The sequence below is a fragment of the Flavobacterium sp. FlaQc-49 genome, from assembly GCF_044005985.1.
In the GTDB taxonomy this organism is placed as follows: Bacteria; Bacteroidota; Bacteroidia; order Flavobacteriales; family Flavobacteriaceae; genus Flavobacterium; species Flavobacterium cupriresistens.
In genome coordinates, this window is record NZ_JBIPCS010000023.1 from 1 (window position 1) to 20,220 (window position 20,220).

General features: G+C 34.5%; 17 protein-coding genes. 5 read left to right on the forward strand and 12 right to left on the reverse strand.

Going from position 1 to position 20,220, the window contains the following annotated elements:
* The 3 genes from ACHRV3_RS22695 to ACHRV3_RS22705 form a co-directional block, all read left to right on the forward strand.
* The coding region (locus tag ACHRV3_RS22695; protein WP_395436267.1) for a gliding motility-associated C-terminal domain-containing protein at positions 1–1,175 on the forward strand (1,175 nt) is incomplete at its 5' end.
* A 66-nt stretch (positions 1,176–1,241) separates the two neighbouring features.
* Positions 1,242–2,159, forward strand: coding sequence for a type IX secretion system membrane protein PorP/SprF (locus ACHRV3_RS22700; RefSeq protein ID WP_230002418.1), 918 nt, complete (start codon positions 1,242–1,244; stop codon positions 2,157–2,159).
* A gap of 11 nt (positions 2,160–2,170) precedes the next feature.
* Positions 2,171–4,096 (forward strand): OmpA family protein, encoded by a 1,926-nt coding sequence (locus ACHRV3_RS22705; protein WP_395436265.1) that lies wholly within the window; start codon positions 2,171–2,173, stop codon positions 4,094–4,096.
* A gap of 450 nt (positions 4,097–4,546) precedes the next feature.
* Here the strand turns inward: ACHRV3_RS22705 and ACHRV3_RS22710 are convergent, their stop codons facing one another.
* The 8 genes from ACHRV3_RS22710 to ACHRV3_RS22745 all read right to left on the reverse strand — a co-directional run bounded on the left by ACHRV3_RS22710 (position 4,547) and on the right by ACHRV3_RS22745 (position 13,761).
* Positions 4,547–5,050, reverse strand: a complete 504-nt coding sequence (locus ACHRV3_RS22710; protein WP_395436263.1) for a CAP domain-containing protein — start codon at positions 5,048–5,050, stop codon at positions 4,547–4,549.
* 170 nt (positions 5,051–5,220) lie between these two features.
* Positions 5,221–5,865 (reverse strand): pyridoxamine 5'-phosphate oxidase, encoded by a 645-nt coding sequence (gene pdxH / locus ACHRV3_RS22715; RefSeq protein ID WP_395428259.1) that lies wholly within the window; start codon positions 5,863–5,865, stop codon positions 5,221–5,223.
* Between the two features lie 100 nt (positions 5,866–5,965).
* A complete protein-coding gene (locus ACHRV3_RS22720; RefSeq protein ID WP_047773743.1) occupies positions 5,966–6,871 on the reverse strand; it encodes a ribonuclease Z in 906 nt (301 codons plus the stop codon).
* Between the two features lie 626 nt (positions 6,872–7,497).
* Positions 7,498–7,830, reverse strand: coding sequence for a hypothetical protein (locus ACHRV3_RS22725; RefSeq protein ID WP_047773303.1), 333 nt, complete (start codon positions 7,828–7,830; stop codon positions 7,498–7,500).
* A 126-nt stretch (positions 7,831–7,956) separates the two neighbouring features.
* The gene (locus ACHRV3_RS22730; protein ID WP_230002423.1) at positions 7,957–8,880 is read right to left on the reverse strand and encodes an aspartate carbamoyltransferase catalytic subunit; all 924 of its coding nucleotides are present in this window, start codon (positions 8,878–8,880) and stop codon (positions 7,957–7,959) included.
* Between the two features lie 50 nt (positions 8,881–8,930).
* Positions 8,931–9,470, reverse strand: a complete 540-nt coding sequence (gene pyrR / locus ACHRV3_RS22735; protein WP_047773308.1) for a bifunctional pyr operon transcriptional regulator/uracil phosphoribosyltransferase PyrR — start codon at positions 9,468–9,470, stop codon at positions 8,931–8,933.
* Between the two features lie 187 nt (positions 9,471–9,657).
* Positions 9,658–12,402 (reverse strand): fibronectin type III domain-containing protein, encoded by a 2,745-nt coding sequence (locus ACHRV3_RS22740; protein WP_395436261.1) that lies wholly within the window; start codon positions 12,400–12,402, stop codon positions 9,658–9,660.
* A gap of 153 nt (positions 12,403–12,555) precedes the next feature.
* Complete coding sequence (locus ACHRV3_RS22745; protein WP_395436260.1) at positions 12,556–13,761, reverse strand: DUF418 domain-containing protein; 1,206 nt, start codon at positions 13,759–13,761, stop codon at positions 12,556–12,558.
* A gap of 252 nt (positions 13,762–14,013) precedes the next feature.
* Between ACHRV3_RS22745 and ACHRV3_RS22750 the strand changes: the two genes are divergently transcribed.
* Positions 14,014–14,187: a hypothetical protein gene (locus ACHRV3_RS22750; RefSeq protein WP_395436259.1), complete on the forward strand. Its 174-nt coding sequence runs from the start codon at positions 14,014–14,016 to the stop codon at positions 14,185–14,187.
* Between the two features lie 86 nt (positions 14,188–14,273).
* Here the strand turns inward: ACHRV3_RS22750 and ACHRV3_RS22755 are convergent, their stop codons facing one another.
* Both ACHRV3_RS22755 and ACHRV3_RS22760 read right to left on the reverse strand, forming a co-directional pair.
* Entirely contained in the window at positions 14,274–15,893 is a 1,620-nt protein-coding gene (locus tag ACHRV3_RS22755) for an ABC-F family ATP-binding cassette domain-containing protein (RefSeq protein ID WP_047773313.1), read from the reverse strand.
* 468 nt (positions 15,894–16,361) lie between these two features.
* Positions 16,362–17,135 (reverse strand): TlpA family protein disulfide reductase, encoded by a 774-nt coding sequence (locus ACHRV3_RS22760; protein WP_395436258.1) that lies wholly within the window; start codon positions 17,133–17,135, stop codon positions 16,362–16,364.
* 119 nt (positions 17,136–17,254) lie between these two features.
* Here ACHRV3_RS22760 and ACHRV3_RS22765 point away from each other — a divergent pair, with 119 nt between their 5' ends.
* Complete coding sequence (locus ACHRV3_RS22765; protein WP_395436257.1) at positions 17,255–18,175, forward strand: hypothetical protein; 921 nt, start codon at positions 17,255–17,257, stop codon at positions 18,173–18,175.
* Between the two features lie 36 nt (positions 18,176–18,211).
* Here the strand turns inward: ACHRV3_RS22765 and ACHRV3_RS22770 are convergent, their stop codons facing one another.
* Together ACHRV3_RS22770 and ACHRV3_RS22775 are read right to left on the reverse strand one after the other, a co-directional pair.
* On the reverse strand, positions 18,212–18,910 hold the full coding sequence (locus ACHRV3_RS22770; protein WP_395436256.1) for a DUF3592 domain-containing protein: 699 nt from the start codon (positions 18,908–18,910) through the stop codon (positions 18,212–18,214).
* A 264-nt stretch (positions 18,911–19,174) separates the two neighbouring features.
* Positions 19,175–20,220, reverse strand: a 1,046-nt coding sequence (locus ACHRV3_RS22775; RefSeq protein WP_395442793.1) for a T9SS sorting signal type C domain-containing protein, incomplete at its 5' end; no start/stop codon positions are given.

Consider the following 20,220-nt stretch of genomic DNA (forward strand, 5'->3'; position numbering starts at 1 on the left):
CTGCCGGTCCATTTCCTAGTGTAAATCAAATCACTCCAAATGTGCTGAATGTATTACCAAATGATACTATTGAAGGTGTAGTTGTAAAACCATCGGATGTTATTATTTCAACCGTAACACCAAACGAATTCTTGCAATTAAATTCAGATGGTAGTGTTAATATTCTTCCAAATGCACCAATAGGTACTTTAACATTAGTGTATCAAATTTGTGAGGCAGACAATACCGGTAACTGTGATACAGCAACTGTAACGGTAACCATCATTGCTCCACCGGCTATTTTAGCTAATGATGATACGTATTCTAATATTGGTTGTGGTACTTTCGGAGTAGTGGGTAATGTTCTTGATAATGACTTCATTGGCACTACAAAAACTACAATAGAATTAGTAAACTTCACCTTATTGAGTGATACAAACAATGCTAATTCTAAAACGGATCCGAATATAACAATTGATGCTTCGGGTAATGTAACGGTATCGAGTTTAACTCCTGCTGGAACGTATACGTATAATTATCAAATCTGTATTAAAGCGATTCCGGACATCTGTGACACAGCAACTGTTACAATAACGGTAGTTCCACAAGAAGTAATCAATATCAACAGTACAGCTTGTAAAGCGGATTCAACTCCTCTTAACTTAGATACTTTACTTCCTCCAAACACTCCGTTGACCGGAACATGGATTGATACCAGTAACAGTAACGCTTTACAAGGTAACACACTCAACCCGTTCGGATTAGCAATAGGCACTTATACATTTGAATATACAATAAATGATGAAAATTGTCCAAAAAGTATTACCTTAACTATGGAAATAAACGATGATTGTAGTGTACTGGCCTGTCAAAGAGTTTTAATACACAATGCTTTCTCTCCAAATGGTGATGGTAAAAACGATTATTTCCAAATTGATAATATCGATGAAACAACTTGTTATCCTGAAAATACGGTAGAAATATACAATCGTTGGGGAGTATTAGTTTTTGATACTACTAATTACAATAACACAACCAATGCATTCGACGGAACTTCCAGAGGAAGAACAACCATTAAACAATCTGATGGTTTGCCAACAGGTACTTATTTCTACATCATTACCTATAAGTCGTTAGATGGAAATAACGTAGCTCAAAATCATAAAGAAAGTGGTTATCTGTATTTATCCAAATAAAAACAGACTTCCCTGAGATCGAATCACAAACATTGATAAAAACAATTGGTATAATAAATAACTGCTATGAGAACAAAATTAATTTTATTCGTCATAATGTTTACTGCAATTGCCAGTCATGCACAACAAGATGCACAGTATACGCAATACATGTATAACACCATAAACATCAATCCGGCATATGCGGGATCCCGAGGAGTATTAAGTGTTTTCGGTTTATATCGTACACAATGGGTGGGACTTGACGGCGCACCTGAGACGGGTACCCTTTCGGTAAATACACCTATAAACAATAGCAATCTGGGAGTTGGAGTTTCATTGGTGAGCGACAAAATCGGACCTACCAATGAAAACACGCTTTCTGCTGACCTCTCGTATAGCATTCAGGTCTCTGCCGAATCTAAAATTTCGTTTGGGATCAAGGGATCTGCTAATTTATTCAATTTAGATATTAATAAATTGAACCCAGCTGATCAGGGAGATCCGCAATTTCAAGATTTCAGCAGTAAATTCTCTCCTAATATCGGAGCCGGGGTTTACTGGCATTCTGATAGAGCTTATGTTGGACTATCGGTACCAAACTTTATTGAAACCAATCGTTATGATGACAATGATATCGCGATCTACAAAGATAAAATCAATTATTATTTCATGACCGGTTACGTTTTTAATTTAGATCATTACCAATACATCAAATTTAAACCGGCCGCACTGGTTAAAATGGTACAAGGTGCTCCTTTACAAGTAGATGTTTCTGCCAATTTTATGTTCAACGATAAATTTGTTGCTGGTTTAGCCTACAGATGGAGCGCTTCACTCAGTGCAATGGTCGGATTTCAAGTCACAGATGGTTTGTATATTGGATATGGTTACGATCGTGAAACTACGAGACTAAACAACTACAATTCAGGATCGCATGAAATATTCTTACGATATGAATTCTTCTCCAATAAAGGTAAAATGACAACTCCTCGTTTCTTCTAAAAATGATAATCATGAAAAATTATATCCTACTTTGTCTGACAATTATTATTGTTTTTTCATTTGACAGTTATTCTCAGCAGTCGAAAGTAAATTCCGGCGATAAAAAATACGATCATTATGCCTATATCGATGCCATAAAGACTTATGAACGTGTGGCCGAAAAAGGATACAAGTCTGAAGATATGTTCAAAAAACTAGGTAACTCCTATTATTTTAACTCTGAATTTGAAGGTGCGGCAAAATGGTACGGCGAATTATTTGCCATGAATACCAATGTGGAATCGGAGTATTATTACAGATATGCTCAATCTTTAAAGTCAACCGGACAAATAGATAAAGCAAACAAAATTTTGGATGAATTTGATTCAAAATTCAAAAATGACAGCAGAGGTAAACTTTATGCCGGAAATTTAAACTATCTGGATCAGATTAAAGAAAATTCCGGTCGTTATACCATTGAAAACGCAGGTATTAATTCAAAATATTCAGACTATGGAACTTTTGTACACAACAATAAAGTCTATTTTGCTTCGGCTAGAGATACTGGGAATTTTTCACAACGCAAACACAAATGGACAAATGAATATTTTACCAACATCTACATGGCCGATGTGGATTCTGTTAAAGTATCAAAGATAAAAAATGCGTTAAACACAAAATTTCATGAATCTTCACCGGTCTTTACCAAAGATGGCAAAACCATTTATTTTACAAGAAACAATTATCTAACAGGAAAAAAAGGAAAAGATGTCAATAAAACTACTTTAATAAAAATATACAAAGCGACTCTTGAAAATGGTAAATGGGCCAATGTAACACCATTATCTTTTGATAGTGACAATTACAGTACTGCTCATCCTGCTCTGAGTCCGGACGAGAAAACATTATACTTTGCTTCTGATATGCCCGGAACATTGGGACAGTCTGATATTTTCAAAGTAGCCATAAACAGTAACGGTGATTTCGGAACGCCTGAAAACTTAGGTAGGAGTATCAATACCGAGGGCAAGGAAACTTTCCCGTATGTAACAGCCGAGGATGAAATTTATTTTGCCTCTGACGGGCATCCCGGACTTGGTGGTCTGGATGTTTTTGTGGGTGAAATTGCAAAAGACGGAACCATCCGTAACATTCAAAACCTCGGAAATGATGTTAATTCTCCAAAAGATGACTTTGCTTACGTAATTGATCCTGTTTCGAGAAAAGGGTATTTTAGTTCCAATAAAGAAGGCGGACAGGGTTCTGATGATATATATAAATTTTTGGAGACCAAAAGGCTAAGATGCATCCAAGAACTAAGCGGACTTATTACTGATGCTGAAACCGGGGCTATTTTACCCGGAGCAAAAGTAACTTTGTTCAACAATCAAATGGAAGCAGAAGGTACAACAATTGCAGATGATAAGGGATCTTATAGTTTTCCTGTCGAATGTGGTAAAACTTATAATGTAAGAGCCGAAAAAACCGACTACACCACCAGAGAAGTAAGCATTACTATCGAAAAAACAACCGGAAAAACGACCTTATCTATTGCTCTTGAAAAATCTACCTGTAAAGTAACTGTGGGAGATGATTTAGGAAAATGTTTTGGTATAAAAATGATCTATTTCGACTTGGACAAATATAACATCCGTCCCGAAGCTGCTTTGGATTTAGAAAAAATATTGGCTACATTAAATGATTACCCAACAATGAAAATTGATATTCGTTCTCATACCGATAGTCGAGCCTCTTTTAAATACAATGAGGTCTTGTCAAACAACAGAGCTAAATCTACTATTAGCTGGTTAATTAAAAACGGTATTGCACCAAACCGATTAACCGGAAGAGGATATGGAGAAACAGAACTCGTAAACAAATGTGCTGATGACGTTCCTTGTACAGAAGAGGAGCACCAACAAAACAGACGAAGTGAGTTTATTATTACGGCATTGTAATTTGAATTACAATAAGATGATCACGTTTCTAAAAGCTGTCTATTTGTTTAGACAGCTTTTTCTGTTTAAGAACCAGTCTTTTATTCTTTTTCCTGTCTTTTGGGCTAGAGAATTACACCCAATATTCCATGTATTGTGTGCTCAGCGTGTGTGATTTCTCCTTCGTCGAAAGGACAAAAATGAGCCGTAATCTGCGTGAGACTATAACCGTAATCTCGTTCTATCAAACCAAGAATAAAATGTATTTAATTGTTTGCGAGTTTCGTGTGTCCTTTCTAAGAAGGAGAAATCACATCCAATATTCCATGTAGTGTCTATTCAGCGTGTGTGATTTCTCCTTCGTCGAAAGGACAAAAATGAGCTTAAATCTACGTAAACCAAAGTCATTTTTAACAAAAAAAGCCGCTGCAACTTAGAGCTACAACGACTAACTAATCCAATTCAATACATTTATATTTTCGCGAATATATTCGTGTAATATTTATAACCTGTAGCGGAATCTGTCGAAACAGAAATCCCAAAGTGAGTAAAATTTCCTTCTATATTTTTCTTATGTCCCGGGCTTTCTAACCAGGCTTTTAGAGCAGCTTCAGAAGATTTGTAATTACGAGCTACATTCTCTCCAACATTTTTCGCTGCCAACGCTTTCATAATACTTTCTGATCTCGAAACAAAATCGTTATGATCCGCAACATTGTTCGCAATCATATACTCATTGTGCTGTTCGCATTTATTCGAAATAAAATTTATTTTTTCTAATGCATTTAAACCAACACTTACACGATAGTTATTTATAAGTTGCATTAATTCCAACTCAGAAGGATTGTAGGTGTAGTTTGAAGTCAAGGCTTCAGCTGTAGTAGTATCTGCTTTACCGTCTGCGGTATCAGCAGAACATGAGTTCATTGCGATTACTATCACAACGAACATCATGCCGCGCAAAATCTTTTTCATAGTCATTAGCATTTTAGCGTCTTAAAGTAGATGTTGGGGCAAATCCTTTAAAATTATTTTAATAAAATAGTTATCACTTTATAGATCAAACATATTTAAAATATCGCTAAAAAGCAAAAATACTCGATGAAATACGCAATAAAATTTCAATTTATTGTAATTTTCTTACATTAAGAAGACAGTCTTTCTATTTTCCATGAGAAATCCGACTGAATTTTGTATCTAATTCTGTCGTGCAACCTGTTTGGTCTTCCTTGCCAAAATTCTACTTCCAAAGGAGTCACTAAAAAACCTCCCCAATTTTCAGGTCTTGGAATTGGCTTTCCTTCAAACTCTTCTTCCAGTTTTTTGAGGTTTTCTTCCAAAAATAATCTTGACGGAATTACTTCACTTTGATTCGAGACAATCGCGCCCAATTTACTTCCGTCTGGTCGGGAATCAAAATAACCGTCAGAAATGTTTTCAGACGTCTTTTGCGCAATTCCTTTTATGATTACCTGTCTCTCCATCTCCTGCCAGAAAAACGACAAACAAACGTTTGGATTCGCTGCGATGGCCTTTCCTTTCTCAGAATTATAATTCGTATAAAAGATAAAACCTTCCTCAGAAAATTTTTTCAGTAAAACAACTCTCGATTTCGGAAAACCATCTAAACCAATTGTAGAAACGGTCATGGCATTAACCTCCCCATTTGCTCCAAAATCTTCTACCTCATGAAACCATAGGTTAAAAAGATTAATCGGATCTTCGGGGATCGTGTTTTCAAGCAATTCGCTTTTTTCGTAAGATTTTCTATAATTACTTAAATCATTCATATTTTTTGATTTTAGATTGTGTATTGTAGATTTTAGATTGCTGAATTAGGGATGAATAATCCAAAATAGAGCACACCTCCCCCGTAACTCATAACTTCCTTTAAAATTCAAAACTTCTTCCATCATCAGCAAGAAGTACATTGGGAAAAATTGTTTCGGCTTCTTCTTTAAAAACTGTAATATCGCCATAACGCGTAGAATAATGCCCCAAAACCAACTGTTTGACATTGGCTTTTAAAGCAATTGTCGCTGCTTCTTTGGCAGTACAATGAAGCGTTTTTCCCGCCAAGCTTTCTTCAGAATCCAAAAAAGTGGACTCATGATATAAAACATCTACATTTTCTATTATTGGGATTACTGCCTCATGATAACCGGTGTCTGAACAGAACGCATAGCTCATTGGCGGAATCGGATCAAATGATAACTTTTCGTTCTCAATAATAGTCCCATCCTCAAGTGTAACATTTCCACCACCTTTTATTTTCTGATAGTAACAGGTATCTATATTATAATTTTGAACAGCATCGACATTCAGTTTTCTGTCTCCTGGTTTCTCCTGGAATAAAAATCCGTTGGTATAAACACGGTGTTTTAGCGGAATTGTCTTTACAATAACCTTTTGATCTTCAAAAATAATTTCACTTTCCTTTGACTCCAGCTCATGAAAAAACAATTCATAGGTGGTCCACGAATTTGAAAGTCTTAATTGCAAAGTGATAATTTCTTTGATTCCTTTTGGTCCGTAGATGTGTAAATCTGTAGTACGTCCTAAAAGCGCAAAAGTCGAAATAGTACCAATTAATCCAAAAAAGTGATCCCCATGTAAATGCGAAATAAAAATGTGGTTGATTTTCGAGAATTTGATTTTATTCTTGCGCAGCTGAACCTGAGTTCCCTCTCCACAATCAATTAAAAACATTCTGTTTTTAATTTCTAAAACCTGTGAAGTAGGATTCGTAATTGTTCTTGGAGTGGCTGCATAACAGCCGAGTATGGTTAGTTTCATTTTAGATTGCAGATTGTTGATTTTAGATTTTAGATTTTAGATTGCCCATTAAGGCAATACTCAATCATAATTTATTCAAAATTAAATCTAAAAACCGAACTCTAAACTACCAAATCATTTTTATTTTGAAAATAACATTCTAAACTGTTGCTAAAAGATCAAGCCAAAAGTTGTGGAGTAATTTGTGTAGACCCCTTCCATTATTAGAATTAACAGATTTAGAGATTTATTTTGCCATCAATTGGTAAGTTTTTTTCTTTTTTTGATCTTTGGATGGGCATTATTTCTCGCAAAGACGCAGAGTCGCTAAGTTTTTTATTTTAAACTTAATAAGATAAATGCTCTACAAAAAATAACATTCTAAACTGTAGCTAAAGGATTAAGCCGAAAGTTGCGGAGTAATTTGTGTTAATCCTTTCCATTATTAGAATTAACAGATTTAGAGGTCTATTTTACCATAAACTGGCAAGGGTTTTTCCTATTTCTTGACCTTTAGACGGGCATTATTTCTCGCAAAGACGCAGAGTCGCTAAGTTTTTTATTTTAAACTTTACGGAATAAATGTTCTACAAAAAATAGTATTCATCCAGATTTAAATCTAAAATCTAAAATCTGAACTCAAAAATCTAAAATCCCAAGTCTCTTTCGATTTCTTCCATTTCGATAATATCATGTGCTTCCAATAAAGAAGGAACCACAATTAACTTATCTGAAATAGCATTAAAGTCAAGATCAGAAACTACAATTACAAATGATTTTTTCGCCTTTTTTTGCTGTTTCGAAAGTGGTAAAAACAGCTTTACATCTTTTTCAGAAAGTTCGGTATCTGCGGATAAATCTATTATAATATTTTGTTTTTCAAAGGTTTTAAATTGTTGCGTTACTTTTTCCAGGAAAGAATTAAAATCTCCCTGAGTATCTTTAATTGTAACGGTATGTCCTTTTTGATCTACTTTCATTTTATAATTTATAGAGGCTTGTATAATAAAATAATAATCCTGACTGCTAAGGTACGAAGATTTTTTAGAGTTTTGTGAATTGTAAAATGTGAACTGTAACTGCCCGCTGAGACCGTAAACTAAAGCTTAAAGCTTAGACGCTAAAAGATAAATTACAGCCATTCTGATTGCAACCCCATTCTCTACCTGATTTAAAATCACAGATTGATTCGAATCTGCTACTTCACTGGTAATCTCTACTCCCCTGTTTATTGGACCCGGGTGCATGATGACAATTTCTTTACTTAGCGAATCCAGTAATGGTTTGTCAACTCCGTATTGCTGCGCATACTCTCTTGTTGAAGGGAAAAAGTTAACATCCATACGTTCGTTTTGTACCCGCAACATATTGGCCACATCGCACCATTCTAATGCTTTTCTCAAATTGGGTTCGACTGTCACTCCAAGCGATTCGATATATCTCGGAATAAGTGTTTTGGGCCCACAAACTTTTACCTCAGCACCTTGCATTTGCAGAGCATATATATTCGATAATGCTACTCTGGAGTGTAAAACATCACCAACAATAACTACTTTTTTACCGGCAACGTCTCCTAATTTTTCTCTGATAGAATAACTGTCCAACAAAGCCTGAGTCGGGTGTTCGTGTGCTCCGTCTCCGGCGTTCACAATACTTGCTTTGACATTTTTAGACAAAAAATAAGCCGCTCCGGGATTGGAGTGGCGCATTACGACCATATCCACTTTCATCGAAAGGATATTATTTACAGTATCAATCAGCGTCTCTCCTTTTTTTACAGAAGATTGGGCTGCAGAAAAACTAATGACATCGGCTGATAATCGTTTTTGAGCTAACTCAAAAGAAAGTTTGGTTCTGGTACTGTTTTCAAAAAAGATGTTGGCAATGGTAATATCTCGTAACGAAGGAACTTTTTTAATTGGTCGGTTGATGACTTCTTTAAAATGATCGGCAGTTTCAAAGATTAGGTTAATATCATTCTCATTGATATATTTAATTCCTAATAAATGATTTACGCTTAATTCTTTCATTTTGTTTCGATTATATTTTTTTAATTGTACTTTTTATAATGAAGAATAAACTAGCTCGTTATTAAATGAACAACATCTTCTCCCTCATTTTCTTTCCAGCTTACTTTTACTTTTTCACCATTAATAGCATCTACCTGACGACCTCGATAATCAGGCTGAATAGGTAAATTTCGGCTAAAACGCCTGTCGATTAACACTAATAATTCAATTTCTGACGGTCTACCAAAAGACTGAATCGCAGTTAAAGCCGCACGTATACTACGTCCGGTAAACAAAACATCATCTATAAAAATGACTTTTTTGTTTTCGACGATAAAATTGATTTGTGTTTTATTGGCTTCAAGCGGTTTATCAGTTCTGCGAAAGTCGTCTCTAAAGAAAGTGATGTCTAAATATCCCAAAGGAATCTCAGGTGTTTTATACTCGTTCTCTAATAATTGTTTCAGACGTTCTGCTAAGAAAACACCTCTTGGTTGTATTCCAACCAAAATAGTATCCGAAAAGTCTAAGTGTTTTTCAATCAACTGACAAGCCAAACGATGGAGTATGATAGTAACTTCTTTTGAATTAAGTAATACTTTTTGGCTCATAGTAAAGTGTAATGTTTGGTTGGGCAAAAGTACAATAATTTTATGAATCTGTTGTTTTGATTATTTGAAAAATAAAAAGTCACTTATCATTCTATTTAAATCATGTCTTTGATTTCCCATTTCAAGCAAAAAAAGCCCCTGCAATCGCAGAGGCTCCCAAACTTAAAAATCTTTATTTAAATCCTGATTAATTCACCACCAGCTTCGCAGTAAACAATTTACGGGAATGTATTTTTAGAATATAAACTCCTTTTGGTAAATCCTGATTTATTAAAGAAAATTGATTGTTGTTTACATTTTTTGTAGCATACAATAATTTTCCTTCCATATTGTAAATTTCAATTTCATCAATAGGATATTCCGATTGGATAAATGTTTCTCCATTACTACCAGTCGGATTTGGATATACTTTTAAACCATTATCAATTTTAAATTTATCGTTACCTAATTTCGTTTCGATTACTTCAAAAGAAACTCGGTTTGATACTTCGTTATAAGAATCATTTGTAAACATAACCAAAAAGTACTTTCCTTTTTCTGTCGGTAATTCAGGAGCTACAATGTTTTTAGTTCCTTGAGAAAGCCCTTCAAAATAAGTATAACTCACCAATGGTTTACTGTTTGGATTATCTCCGTCATGATAAATTCCTAACCAGTCTTTTACAATTCCCGGAGCGTCTGTCCACGAAGCGGTGATTTGTTCGCCAAGATCATACACGGGTTTATTGATCCATAATTCGGTAACAACAGCTCCAATTTTAAAGTACACTTTATTGCCAATAGCGTTAAAACCATCTTGCAAATAATACTCGGCATAATAATATCCTTTTGGCAAATTAGTGAATGATTTAGCGCCTGTAGCAGTTGTAACATATTGCCAGCTTGAAGCGGCAACGCCTGATCCCGGATTAACTCCCATCTTGTATATTCCAATCCAATCTTTCGCTAATTCCGGTCCATTGCTGTAATTTACAACTACTGGAGTTCCAACAGAATATTCGGTCTTATCGGTCGTTAAGACCGGAACTGGTCCAACATAAAAATATTTACGTGGAGCAATTTCTGTGTAACCGCCATTGGAGAATATAACAGCATAATAACGTCCTTTATTCGCTAATCCTTTTGGGAAATTAATAAACCCACTTGGATTCCCGTCGGTATACTGCCAGCTCAACGAAGGCGTTATTGCTCCCGGTGTCTGCCCTTCTTTGTATAATCCTATCCAAGTTGATGTACTCGCCGGAGCATCTGTAAAATTAACTTTGATAGGGGCATTTTGCGAATAGGTTAAAGCATCAATGATTATCTCTGTATTTATAGTAGTACTTCCCGTAACCGTAAAGGTCTGTACATCACTCCAGGGAGACCATTCCAGATTGCGGTCTCTGTATCTTAATTTCACGTAATACTTTCCATTTGGAAGTGAATTAGCAGCCAAATTCATCTTGGTAATATCCACACCTAGATTTATATTAACCGTAGAGTCTTTTTTAGTACCATATTTCCCGTATAAATTTTCGAAGTCACGGTATACTTCTTTCTTAACGATATCAAATGTCGGTGTTTGTGAAATTAAAAACTGACTGGTATTCAATAACTCATTTGTTGTGGTACTATAGGCTGAACCGGATATCGCTAATGGCAATGTAACATTTCCTGTAAAGGTATTCGTGATCGATGGTTTTACAGGAGCCGCTTTGTTTTTATACCTGTGAAACTCATCCATTAATTGGTTGTTTTTCCATTTATCAACGCTTCCGATAGAATAACTTTCGATATCCATTTTTCCATTTGCCACATCGATGTCAACAATTTGGTAAATCCAATTACAGATTGTTTTTTGTACATCATCAAAATCCTGTTCAGTCGAAGATCCCCAATATTGATCCCAGGCTGTACCTCCCGAAATGATATTATAGGTCGGTGTATTTTTTAATTGTCCTCTATGGTAAAGATGGTGATGTGCTCCAATATGCATCGAATATTTCGGTGAAGTCACCAACAAAGGAACTGCGGTATTACGAACCCAAGTAGAAATATCACCCACGTATTGCTCTGCCTGATACGGTCTGTGGCTCAAAGAAAAAATCCACTCTACCGTAGTATCCGTATTGGCGGCTGCCACAACCTTTTGTAACCACGCTAACTGCTCTGCTCCTGTATGTTCTGAACTTAAACTAATAAACAAAACATTTCCTGCTTGTTGTGCATAATAATTCTCTGTCCCTGATGAAATTCCTTTATAAGAAAGTTCACTAATGTAAAAATGATCGTAATACGAATTCATTCCAAGTGTTCCGTAAGTTTCATGGTTTCCTACTGTTGTCTGAATAGGAATATTACCCGATAAACCTCTGTTCTTTTTAAAATGTACATTCTCATAATGATCCAAAGTACCTACATCGACCTGATCGCCCACCATAAATGTCATCGCAATATTATCGTCCGGAGATAAGGTTGCACCCCATTTCTGTCTGATTTTTCTTTTGGCAGCCGACACTAAAGAATCATAACGAGGTACTGCTTTCAATTGATTATCACCCATAATCAAAAAGCGAATATGACCATCTTTTGTAGCAGCTTGCCCCGGATTAGGCAGCGTTTTAAAAGAATAAACCGAAGACACTTCAGCTCCGGTTTTTATTCTGTAATAATATTTAGTATTGGGCGAAAGATTCATCAGCTTCGCACTGTGATAAAAATAATTCCCCGGGTAACCTGAATCTGTAAAGACATTCGTATTACCCGTAACTGTTACATTAAGACTGGTTGCAGCCGTTCCGTACTCTACAATAGATTCGGGATTACTGTTGGTTTTCCAGTTAACGTAAATAGAGGTCGGTGTTGCATTTTGCAAATAAGGAAATAGCGTTTGTGCACGTGAAGCTAAACTTATTCCTAAAAATAGTAGTAGATAGTAAAGTTTTTTCATAAGTTGTTTTTCGTTGTTTAGACGACACAAAAGTATTCTACCAAAATGCAAATACTTTTAAGACAACATTACCCTTCTTTTATCTTTACTTCTCTTTATTGTAAAGTTAACTATTAAAATTACCGAAATCTATTCCAGTCAATACCAGCACAATTATGCTGAAACCGGCTTCTTTTCTTTCGCAAAAGAAAACCATGTAAGTTTGTGCCAAAGCGACTCCAATGGTCCTTGTCGGTGTGTTTTAAGCCACCAAGTGCAAAAACTCAATTGTAATAAAAACAAAACAATACCAATCAACAATCCGAATGTTGCTCCGGTATATTGGTAAAGCCCTAAACCAAAACGATAGTATATAAAAGAGCCTAAAATAGATTGTGTAAAATAACAAGTCAAACTCATTTTTCCAAAAGGAATCAATTTTGTTAAAACCTTATTTACAGCTTCTTTTTGGTATAACAACACAAATGTGCTTACCAACACCACCATAAAAGTAACATTTGACCACGAAGTAAAAATGATTAATAAGCTGTTTACTAAATTCTTATTAGCAACAACATCCGGCAAAAAAGTTTTGAATCCAAAAATCGGAATAAACAATATTGAAGCATATAGTAATGCTTTTTTCCAAAACGCATTATTCGCCGGCGAGGCTACAAAAAGTTGCTTTCTTCCCACTATCATTCCAAACATGAATAGCGCCGGAGCTTGAAAAAATCTTCCATTTTCCCAAGACCAGAACACAGAAGCCCACCTGCCTATTGTTACATTGCCTACTGCGTGATCCATAAACGAGCCGTCTCTTAAATAGGTATACATATCCCCATAATAGGCATTTGACCTATTAGCAGGAAGTACATAATCAGGGTTATAAAGAATATTAAAAAAATTGTACCATTCTAAAGGCAATGTCATTAAAAAACTTGCTATAATCAATACATATTTCGTTTTCAGATTACAAACCGGAATCAAAATCAATCCTAAAACCGCATACATCATTAATATATCACCAGAAAAAAAAAGGGTATTTACCAGTCCAAAAACAAACAATATAACAAGTCTCCAAACAAACTTTGCTCTAAAATCATTTCCTTTTTTAGCCTGATTATCATTTTGAATAAAAAAGCTAAATCCAAACAGTAGAGAAAAAATCGCATATGATTTTCCCGCAAAAAGGAAAAATAAAGTATCCCAAATCACCTTATCTAATCTTTTTATTGATTCGGGCAGATACTCAGGTAAATGATAAAAATCAAAATGTTCTAAATTATGAAGTAACATAATAGCCATGATGGCTAAACCACGTAAGGCATCTATCACTTCTATTCGAGGTGACTTTAAACTAAAAGCGTTTTCTGACATAAGATATAAAGGATTTAATTAAAGGTATATCTCTCAAAAATAATTTTATTTCATCAAAATCTACAATCTAAATCCTCAATTATCAAGCATTTATAAATCTAATTTTTAACTATTCTCAATTAAGTTTCATAAATAATAGAAATTAAATAATAAAACAATTTCGGAAAATTATGTAACACCTAATTTCATAACAGTCAGTAACTTCATGTTAGAATAATACTTGTTTTTTTTTAGAATTAAAATAGTAAAATCATGAAAAACAAAACACTAAAATTGACACTAGTATTCGTTATACTATTGACATTTACAAGCTGCGAAGTGATTGGAGATATTTTTAAAGCAGGAATGGGCTTTGGTATTTTTCTAGTTGTTTTTATCATTGCCCTCGTTGTTTTTATAATCAGTAAATTCCTTGGTGGAAAATAAGCATAAAAAAACCTGTTCAACAACGGAACAGGTTTTATCTTTTTATAGTAGAAAGTCCTTCTTTTTTCAAGACGAACTCTTTTCAATTACAAATTGTACATTTTCTTTCTTTGTTCTTGAATTTTTTCATCATCCAAATATTCATCAAAAGTCATGTAACGGTCGATAACGCCATTTGGTGTTAACTCTACTACTCGGTTACCAACTGTTTGTGCAAACTCGTGGTCATGAGTGGTAAAAATTACCGAACCTTTAAAGTTTTTTAATGAGTTGTTAAAAGCAGTAATCGATTCCAAATCCAAGTGATTCGTTGGCTCATCCAGCATTAAGATATTGGCACGTTCCATCATCATTCTAGACAACATACAACGTACTTTCTCTCCTCCTGATAATACACGACTAGTTTTTAACGCTTCTTCTCCTGAAAAAATCATTTTCCCTAAGAATCCTCTAATAAATACTTCATCACGCTCTTCTTCTGTTTTTGCATATTGACGCAACCAGTCTACTAAACTTAAATCATTTTCAAAAAATGAATGATTTTCAGCCGGTAAATATGCTTGGTTGGTTGTAATTCCCCAATCAAAAGTTCCGGAATCTGCTTTTTGTTCATTGTTTAAGATTTCATAGAACGCTGTAGTTGCACGGGAGTCTTTAGAGAAAAGAACGATTTTGTCGCCTTTTGCCATGTTCAAGTCCACATCTTTAAACAATAATTCTCCGTCTACAGAAGCGCTTAAATTTTCAACATTCAAAATTTGATCTCCTGCTTCACGATCCTGATCAAAAATAATAGCAGGGTAACGACGGCTTGAAGGTTTGATCTCTGAAATATTCAATTTACTAATCATTTTTTTACGAGATGTAGCTTGTTTAGATTTTGCTACGTTGGCGCTAAAACGACGGATAAATTCTTCTAATTCTTGTTTCTTTTCTTCTGCTTTTTTGTTTTGCTGTGCACGTTGTTTTGCAGCCAATTGGCTTGACTCGTACCAGAACGTATAATTTCCTGAATAATGGTTTATTTTTCCAAAATCAATATCAGAAATATGAGTACAAACGGCATCTAAAAAGTGACGGTCGTGAGATACTACAATTACAGTATTTTCATAATTTGCTAAGAAGTTTTCTAACCAAGCGATGGTTTCAAAATCCAAATCGTTGGTAGGCTCATCCATGATCAGCATATCCGGGTTTCCAAAAAGAGCCTGCGCCAAAAGCACACGAACTTTAATTTTCCCCTCAAGATCGCCCATTAAAGTATAATGATGCTCTTCATTGATTCCTAAGTTAGACAACATTGATGCTGCATCAGAATCGGCATTCCAACCGTTCATTTCTTCAAATTGAACTTGAAGCTCCCCTATTCTGTCTGCGTTTTTATCGTTGTAGTCTAAATAAAGCTCATCCATTTCTTTCTTAACAGCGTACAGCACTTTATTTCCCATCAAAACGGTTTCCAAAACAGTATGCTCATCGAACATGTTGTGATTCTGGTTTAAAACCGACATACGTTTTCCCGGCTCTAAATGAATATGGCCAGAAGTTGGATCGATATCACCTGAAATGATTTTAAGAAAAGTAGATTTCCCAGCACCATTGGCTCCAATAACTCCATAAATATTTCCGTGCGTGAAAGTGGTATTTACTTCGTCAAACAAAATTCGTTTGCCAAATTGAACTGATAAATTATTGACTGTTAACATGAATGTCTTTTTAATTAATTTTGTGCAAAAGTAAGGAAAAAGGTTCAGAGCTGCAAAGAAACTAAGAGGCTAAGTTTAGATATGTATTTTTTTAAACCATATAAGTTATTTAAGTCCATTTTAGCCAACCGTATCGTTCAACTTCTTGCTAAATTCTATCTCTCGCAAAGGCGCTAATTTCTATCTTTTCAATACTTCTTATTTTAACACAAAACTTCCACTACAACCTTTATTTAAACAAAAGTTATATTTTCTTACATGCGCAAATTTTTAAACCATATAAGTTATAGAAGTCCATTTAAGCTAACCGGATAGTTTAACTTCTTGCTAAATTCTATCTCTCGCAAAGGCGCCAAGTCGCTAATTTTTATCTTTTCAATGCTTCTTATTTTGACACAAAACTTCCACTACAAACTAAATTAAACAAAACTTATATTTTCTTACATAACTTATATGGTTTAAAAAAAATCACATTTTGCTCTCTTTCGCTAAAGCAACTTCCAAACTCTCATAATTCGAGACTACCTTTTTGATTAAACCCTCTTTATCGAGAATAAAATGGGTTGGAAAAGCATTTAATTGTAACGCTTCATTCATATAAATTTTCATATTCGGAACCACAGAATAAGACAAAGGTCTCTTAGTCAAAAATGCTTTTAACTGCTGCGGATTATCTTCGGCCAGACTCACAAAAACAATATCTTTTCGGTCTTTATACTTTGAAACTAATGCATTGACATGTGGAAATTCTTTAATACAGGCTGCACAATGAATATACCAGCATTTAATGACAACTATTTTACCCTTCATCGTCTCATTTGAAACTATACTCCCGTCTAAATCTTTAAAAGAAAACTTTGGAAACGCGGTTCCCTCCATCTTGAAATTCTTATCCGCATCAAAAGCTTCCTGAACAATTGTCGCTTTTATACTGGTATCAGAATCCGGTTTAATTTTAAACAACTTATAATTGTAAATAGCTTCATCTGAAAGTAAACGTATCGGAATAAAATTTCCTTTTGTAAGCTCTTCCAGAAAAGCTTCTTTTGTCATTGCATTAGAAAGAGAATCAAGTGGTGTAAAATCCCTGGAAAGCATTATTTTTTTATTTTGATACGCCCACCAATCCGAAAATTTGCTTTGAATGGCAATAGGGTCTACCTCAGGATTTCCGTATTTTGACTGCGCGAAGCAAGAAATAGAAATAAAAATTGCAGTAACAGCACTAAGTAGTTTTTTCATGAAATTGTATAAAATAAATCAAGTTCAAAAGTACTTAAAATTCTAAAAACTTTATTAGTACTTTTGAATACAATAGGATTCACCATTATTTACATCCTCACTATTATAAGCTCTTTTAAATGAAAAAATTATTTACTTCACTTCTAATTATAGGCAGTCTATTTAGTTTCTCACAAACAGAAAAATTATTCTATTATACCGAAAAGGACAGTTTATTAGGAGTGAAAAATCAAAACGGAAAGATTATTATTCCCTTGCAACCTTCCCCTTTTGCAGATTATTATCTTAATGGACAGGAAATAAAAACTAAGATTTTCAACCTGAATTTTCATCAATACTACAATCGAAAAGGAGACTTTTTATTTGATGTTTATTTAACTTCTGAAGGCCCGGATGATATTAATGAAGGTTTTATTCGGTATACTGAAAATAAAAAAAGTGGCTTATACAGTGATCAGGGCGAGAAAATTATTCCGGCCAAATACGATTGGATTTCGCGAATAAAATTTGGCTTTGCTCAATTTTGTAACGGGTGCCATTTTGATTATTCAAAAGACCCTGAGCATCCGCAATTAGTTGGTGGAACTTGGGGATATGTTGGTAAAAATGGAGTTGAAATACAACCAACTGAGAAACGGAATCACCCTAAAGATTTTGAAATAGAAAACCATCAATTTATCCCATATCAATTTGAGTACAATGAAAAGGAAAAACAGATAGTAACTTTCTTTGAAAAAAGAAAAAAGCAAATCCTTCAAATAAATGGTTCTGACTGTAAGGGCACAGAAATCTATTTTGAAATTGTTGGAAAACCGTCTGCACTTGACCCTTTTTATAAGATAGCAACCTTTGAATTATGTGGTTCTTATCTCCACAGTTCTAATGAGAGCTATGATGATTTTAAGAATTTTAAAGTCTCTGAAGACGGGAAAAAATTCTACGCCGTTTACTTAGATTCTTTTCATAGTAAAGAATATCTGGAATATGTCGAGAAAAAAATCCTTGTAGATAAATGGATTAAAAAGAAAATCAAGCAGTAGAAATACTCAAACGTTCAATCCGCTTTGTCCTTTAAGTTAATTCTTCATCGCAGGCAAAAAAGAAATATCCATATAGTATTTCTTTGGATTTTTTGGGTCAATCATAACCTTAATAGGTTCGGTTCCTATAAAATCGGTAGGATCAAACCAAATGTTATCGCTTTTAAACACATACAATTCATTTGTATTTGTATCAAGCCACTGACTATAAATCAGAAAAGGGTTTCTACCATTTACGGCCAGTCCATTATTAAACTTCACTTGAGCAAATTTTGTTGAAATACGTTTTCCATTTTCACGCAGGTATCGAATTTCTCTTTGTTTTACTTTATCAAACAAAATAATAAAGAAACCTATTAAAAAGAAAATCATTCCCAAAACCCCGCAGATTAAAGGGCCGAGCCATAAAGATGTAAATCCGTTAATAGAAGCAGAATTGGGTTCGGCTGAATCGTATAACACTTCGACACTTTCTCCTACGCTATAACTTGGTGGACTAGTACTAAAAGAAGTAGTAAACGTCACTTCTTTACCTTCCTTAGTCTTAAATAAAACGAGTGGCTTATATACGATACTATTGTCAGATGTTGACTCTAATAATTCAATAACTGTGCCTTGTGCTGTAACTGCTTTTTCCTGAAAAACATGTTGCTTTTGGTAGAAATAAAGAGCTGCGGCGATTAAAACTAAACCAATAGTTAAAAAGGTATATTTAATAAATGATAGCGCTTTCATACTTCGTTGTTTCTTGATGCTTCTACAAAATTATTCGAAAATAAATTACAATTCTTACTTTCTCACTATTTTCCATAAAAAACCCGACAATACAATTGTCGGGTTCATAATGCATTCCTTCAGGCGAAAACCAAATAACAAATCACCTCAATTCGCAACATTTATTCGAAATATAAAAACCTGATTAAAAAATAAATATCCAAACTCAATTTTAACCGTCCCAATTTTTTTATTTCTAAATTTTCCATTCTTTAGTTCTAAACCTTAGTTTAAAAAGTTCATCACTTTGAATGATTTTTTATTTCCTGCTCTGTCCGTCACTATAACGACAAACAATTGTTTAGTCGTGAAGTTTCTGTTCTGAATCAGGATTTCTTTATTATTTTGAATGTTTTTATGACTTACTAAAGCTTGTCCGATAGTATTAAATACATCCACCTGAGCAATATCTTCTGTTTCATTTGAAACTGACAAAGCATCATTTTTAAAATAAGCTACTGTACTGCTCTTCGCTTCAATTTTATCCAGAGATAACATTTTTGCCGCTGCTTGTGAGGCAAAATATACTGCGTAAGCTTTAGATAATTCAGATGAATTACCACAAGAAGAAGCGTCCCAGTTTACAGACCAAGTCATTAAACCTCTTAAAGAAGGATAAGGTCCGCCTGACTGCATCGTGTATGTTCTTCCTGTAAAAGTCGTTCCGGTTCTTAAATAATGCATCGCATTAATTCCTTCTGCCGGCGTTATAAAACCGCTACCAGCTGCACTTGGACAAGCGGGTAATGCAATAAGAACTTTTGAAGCCGGTAAACCATCAAAACGCATTCCGGTTGTAGCAATGTTATACCCTTTTATTATCATATCCGTTAGGGCTGTTACCATGTTTGCTTTTTTAGCTGAACCATAATATTGGCCATCCAATCCGTTTTCACCACCTGTATTATACAATTGTACAGCTAACAAATCCAATTCATTACGCAAGTTTTGAATGATTGGCAGGAAGGAACCAAAAGTATCATTATAGGTAGAATATCCTCCTTGTACGTATTGTGTTTCCGGAGCTGCAGTTAATAAGAATCCAGGGCCATAGTATGCTTTTAATTCTTTGCAAGCATCTACTACGTTTTTCAATCTTGGATAAGCAGAAATCCCCGCATAAGAAATATCTCTTAAACCTCCGGCATTAAAATTCATCGATCCGCCTTCAAAATCAATATCAACTCCATCAAATTGATACTCATCAATAATTGCTTTTAAACCATTAACAAAAATATTTTTTTGAGTTACATTGTCCAAAACAACATGAC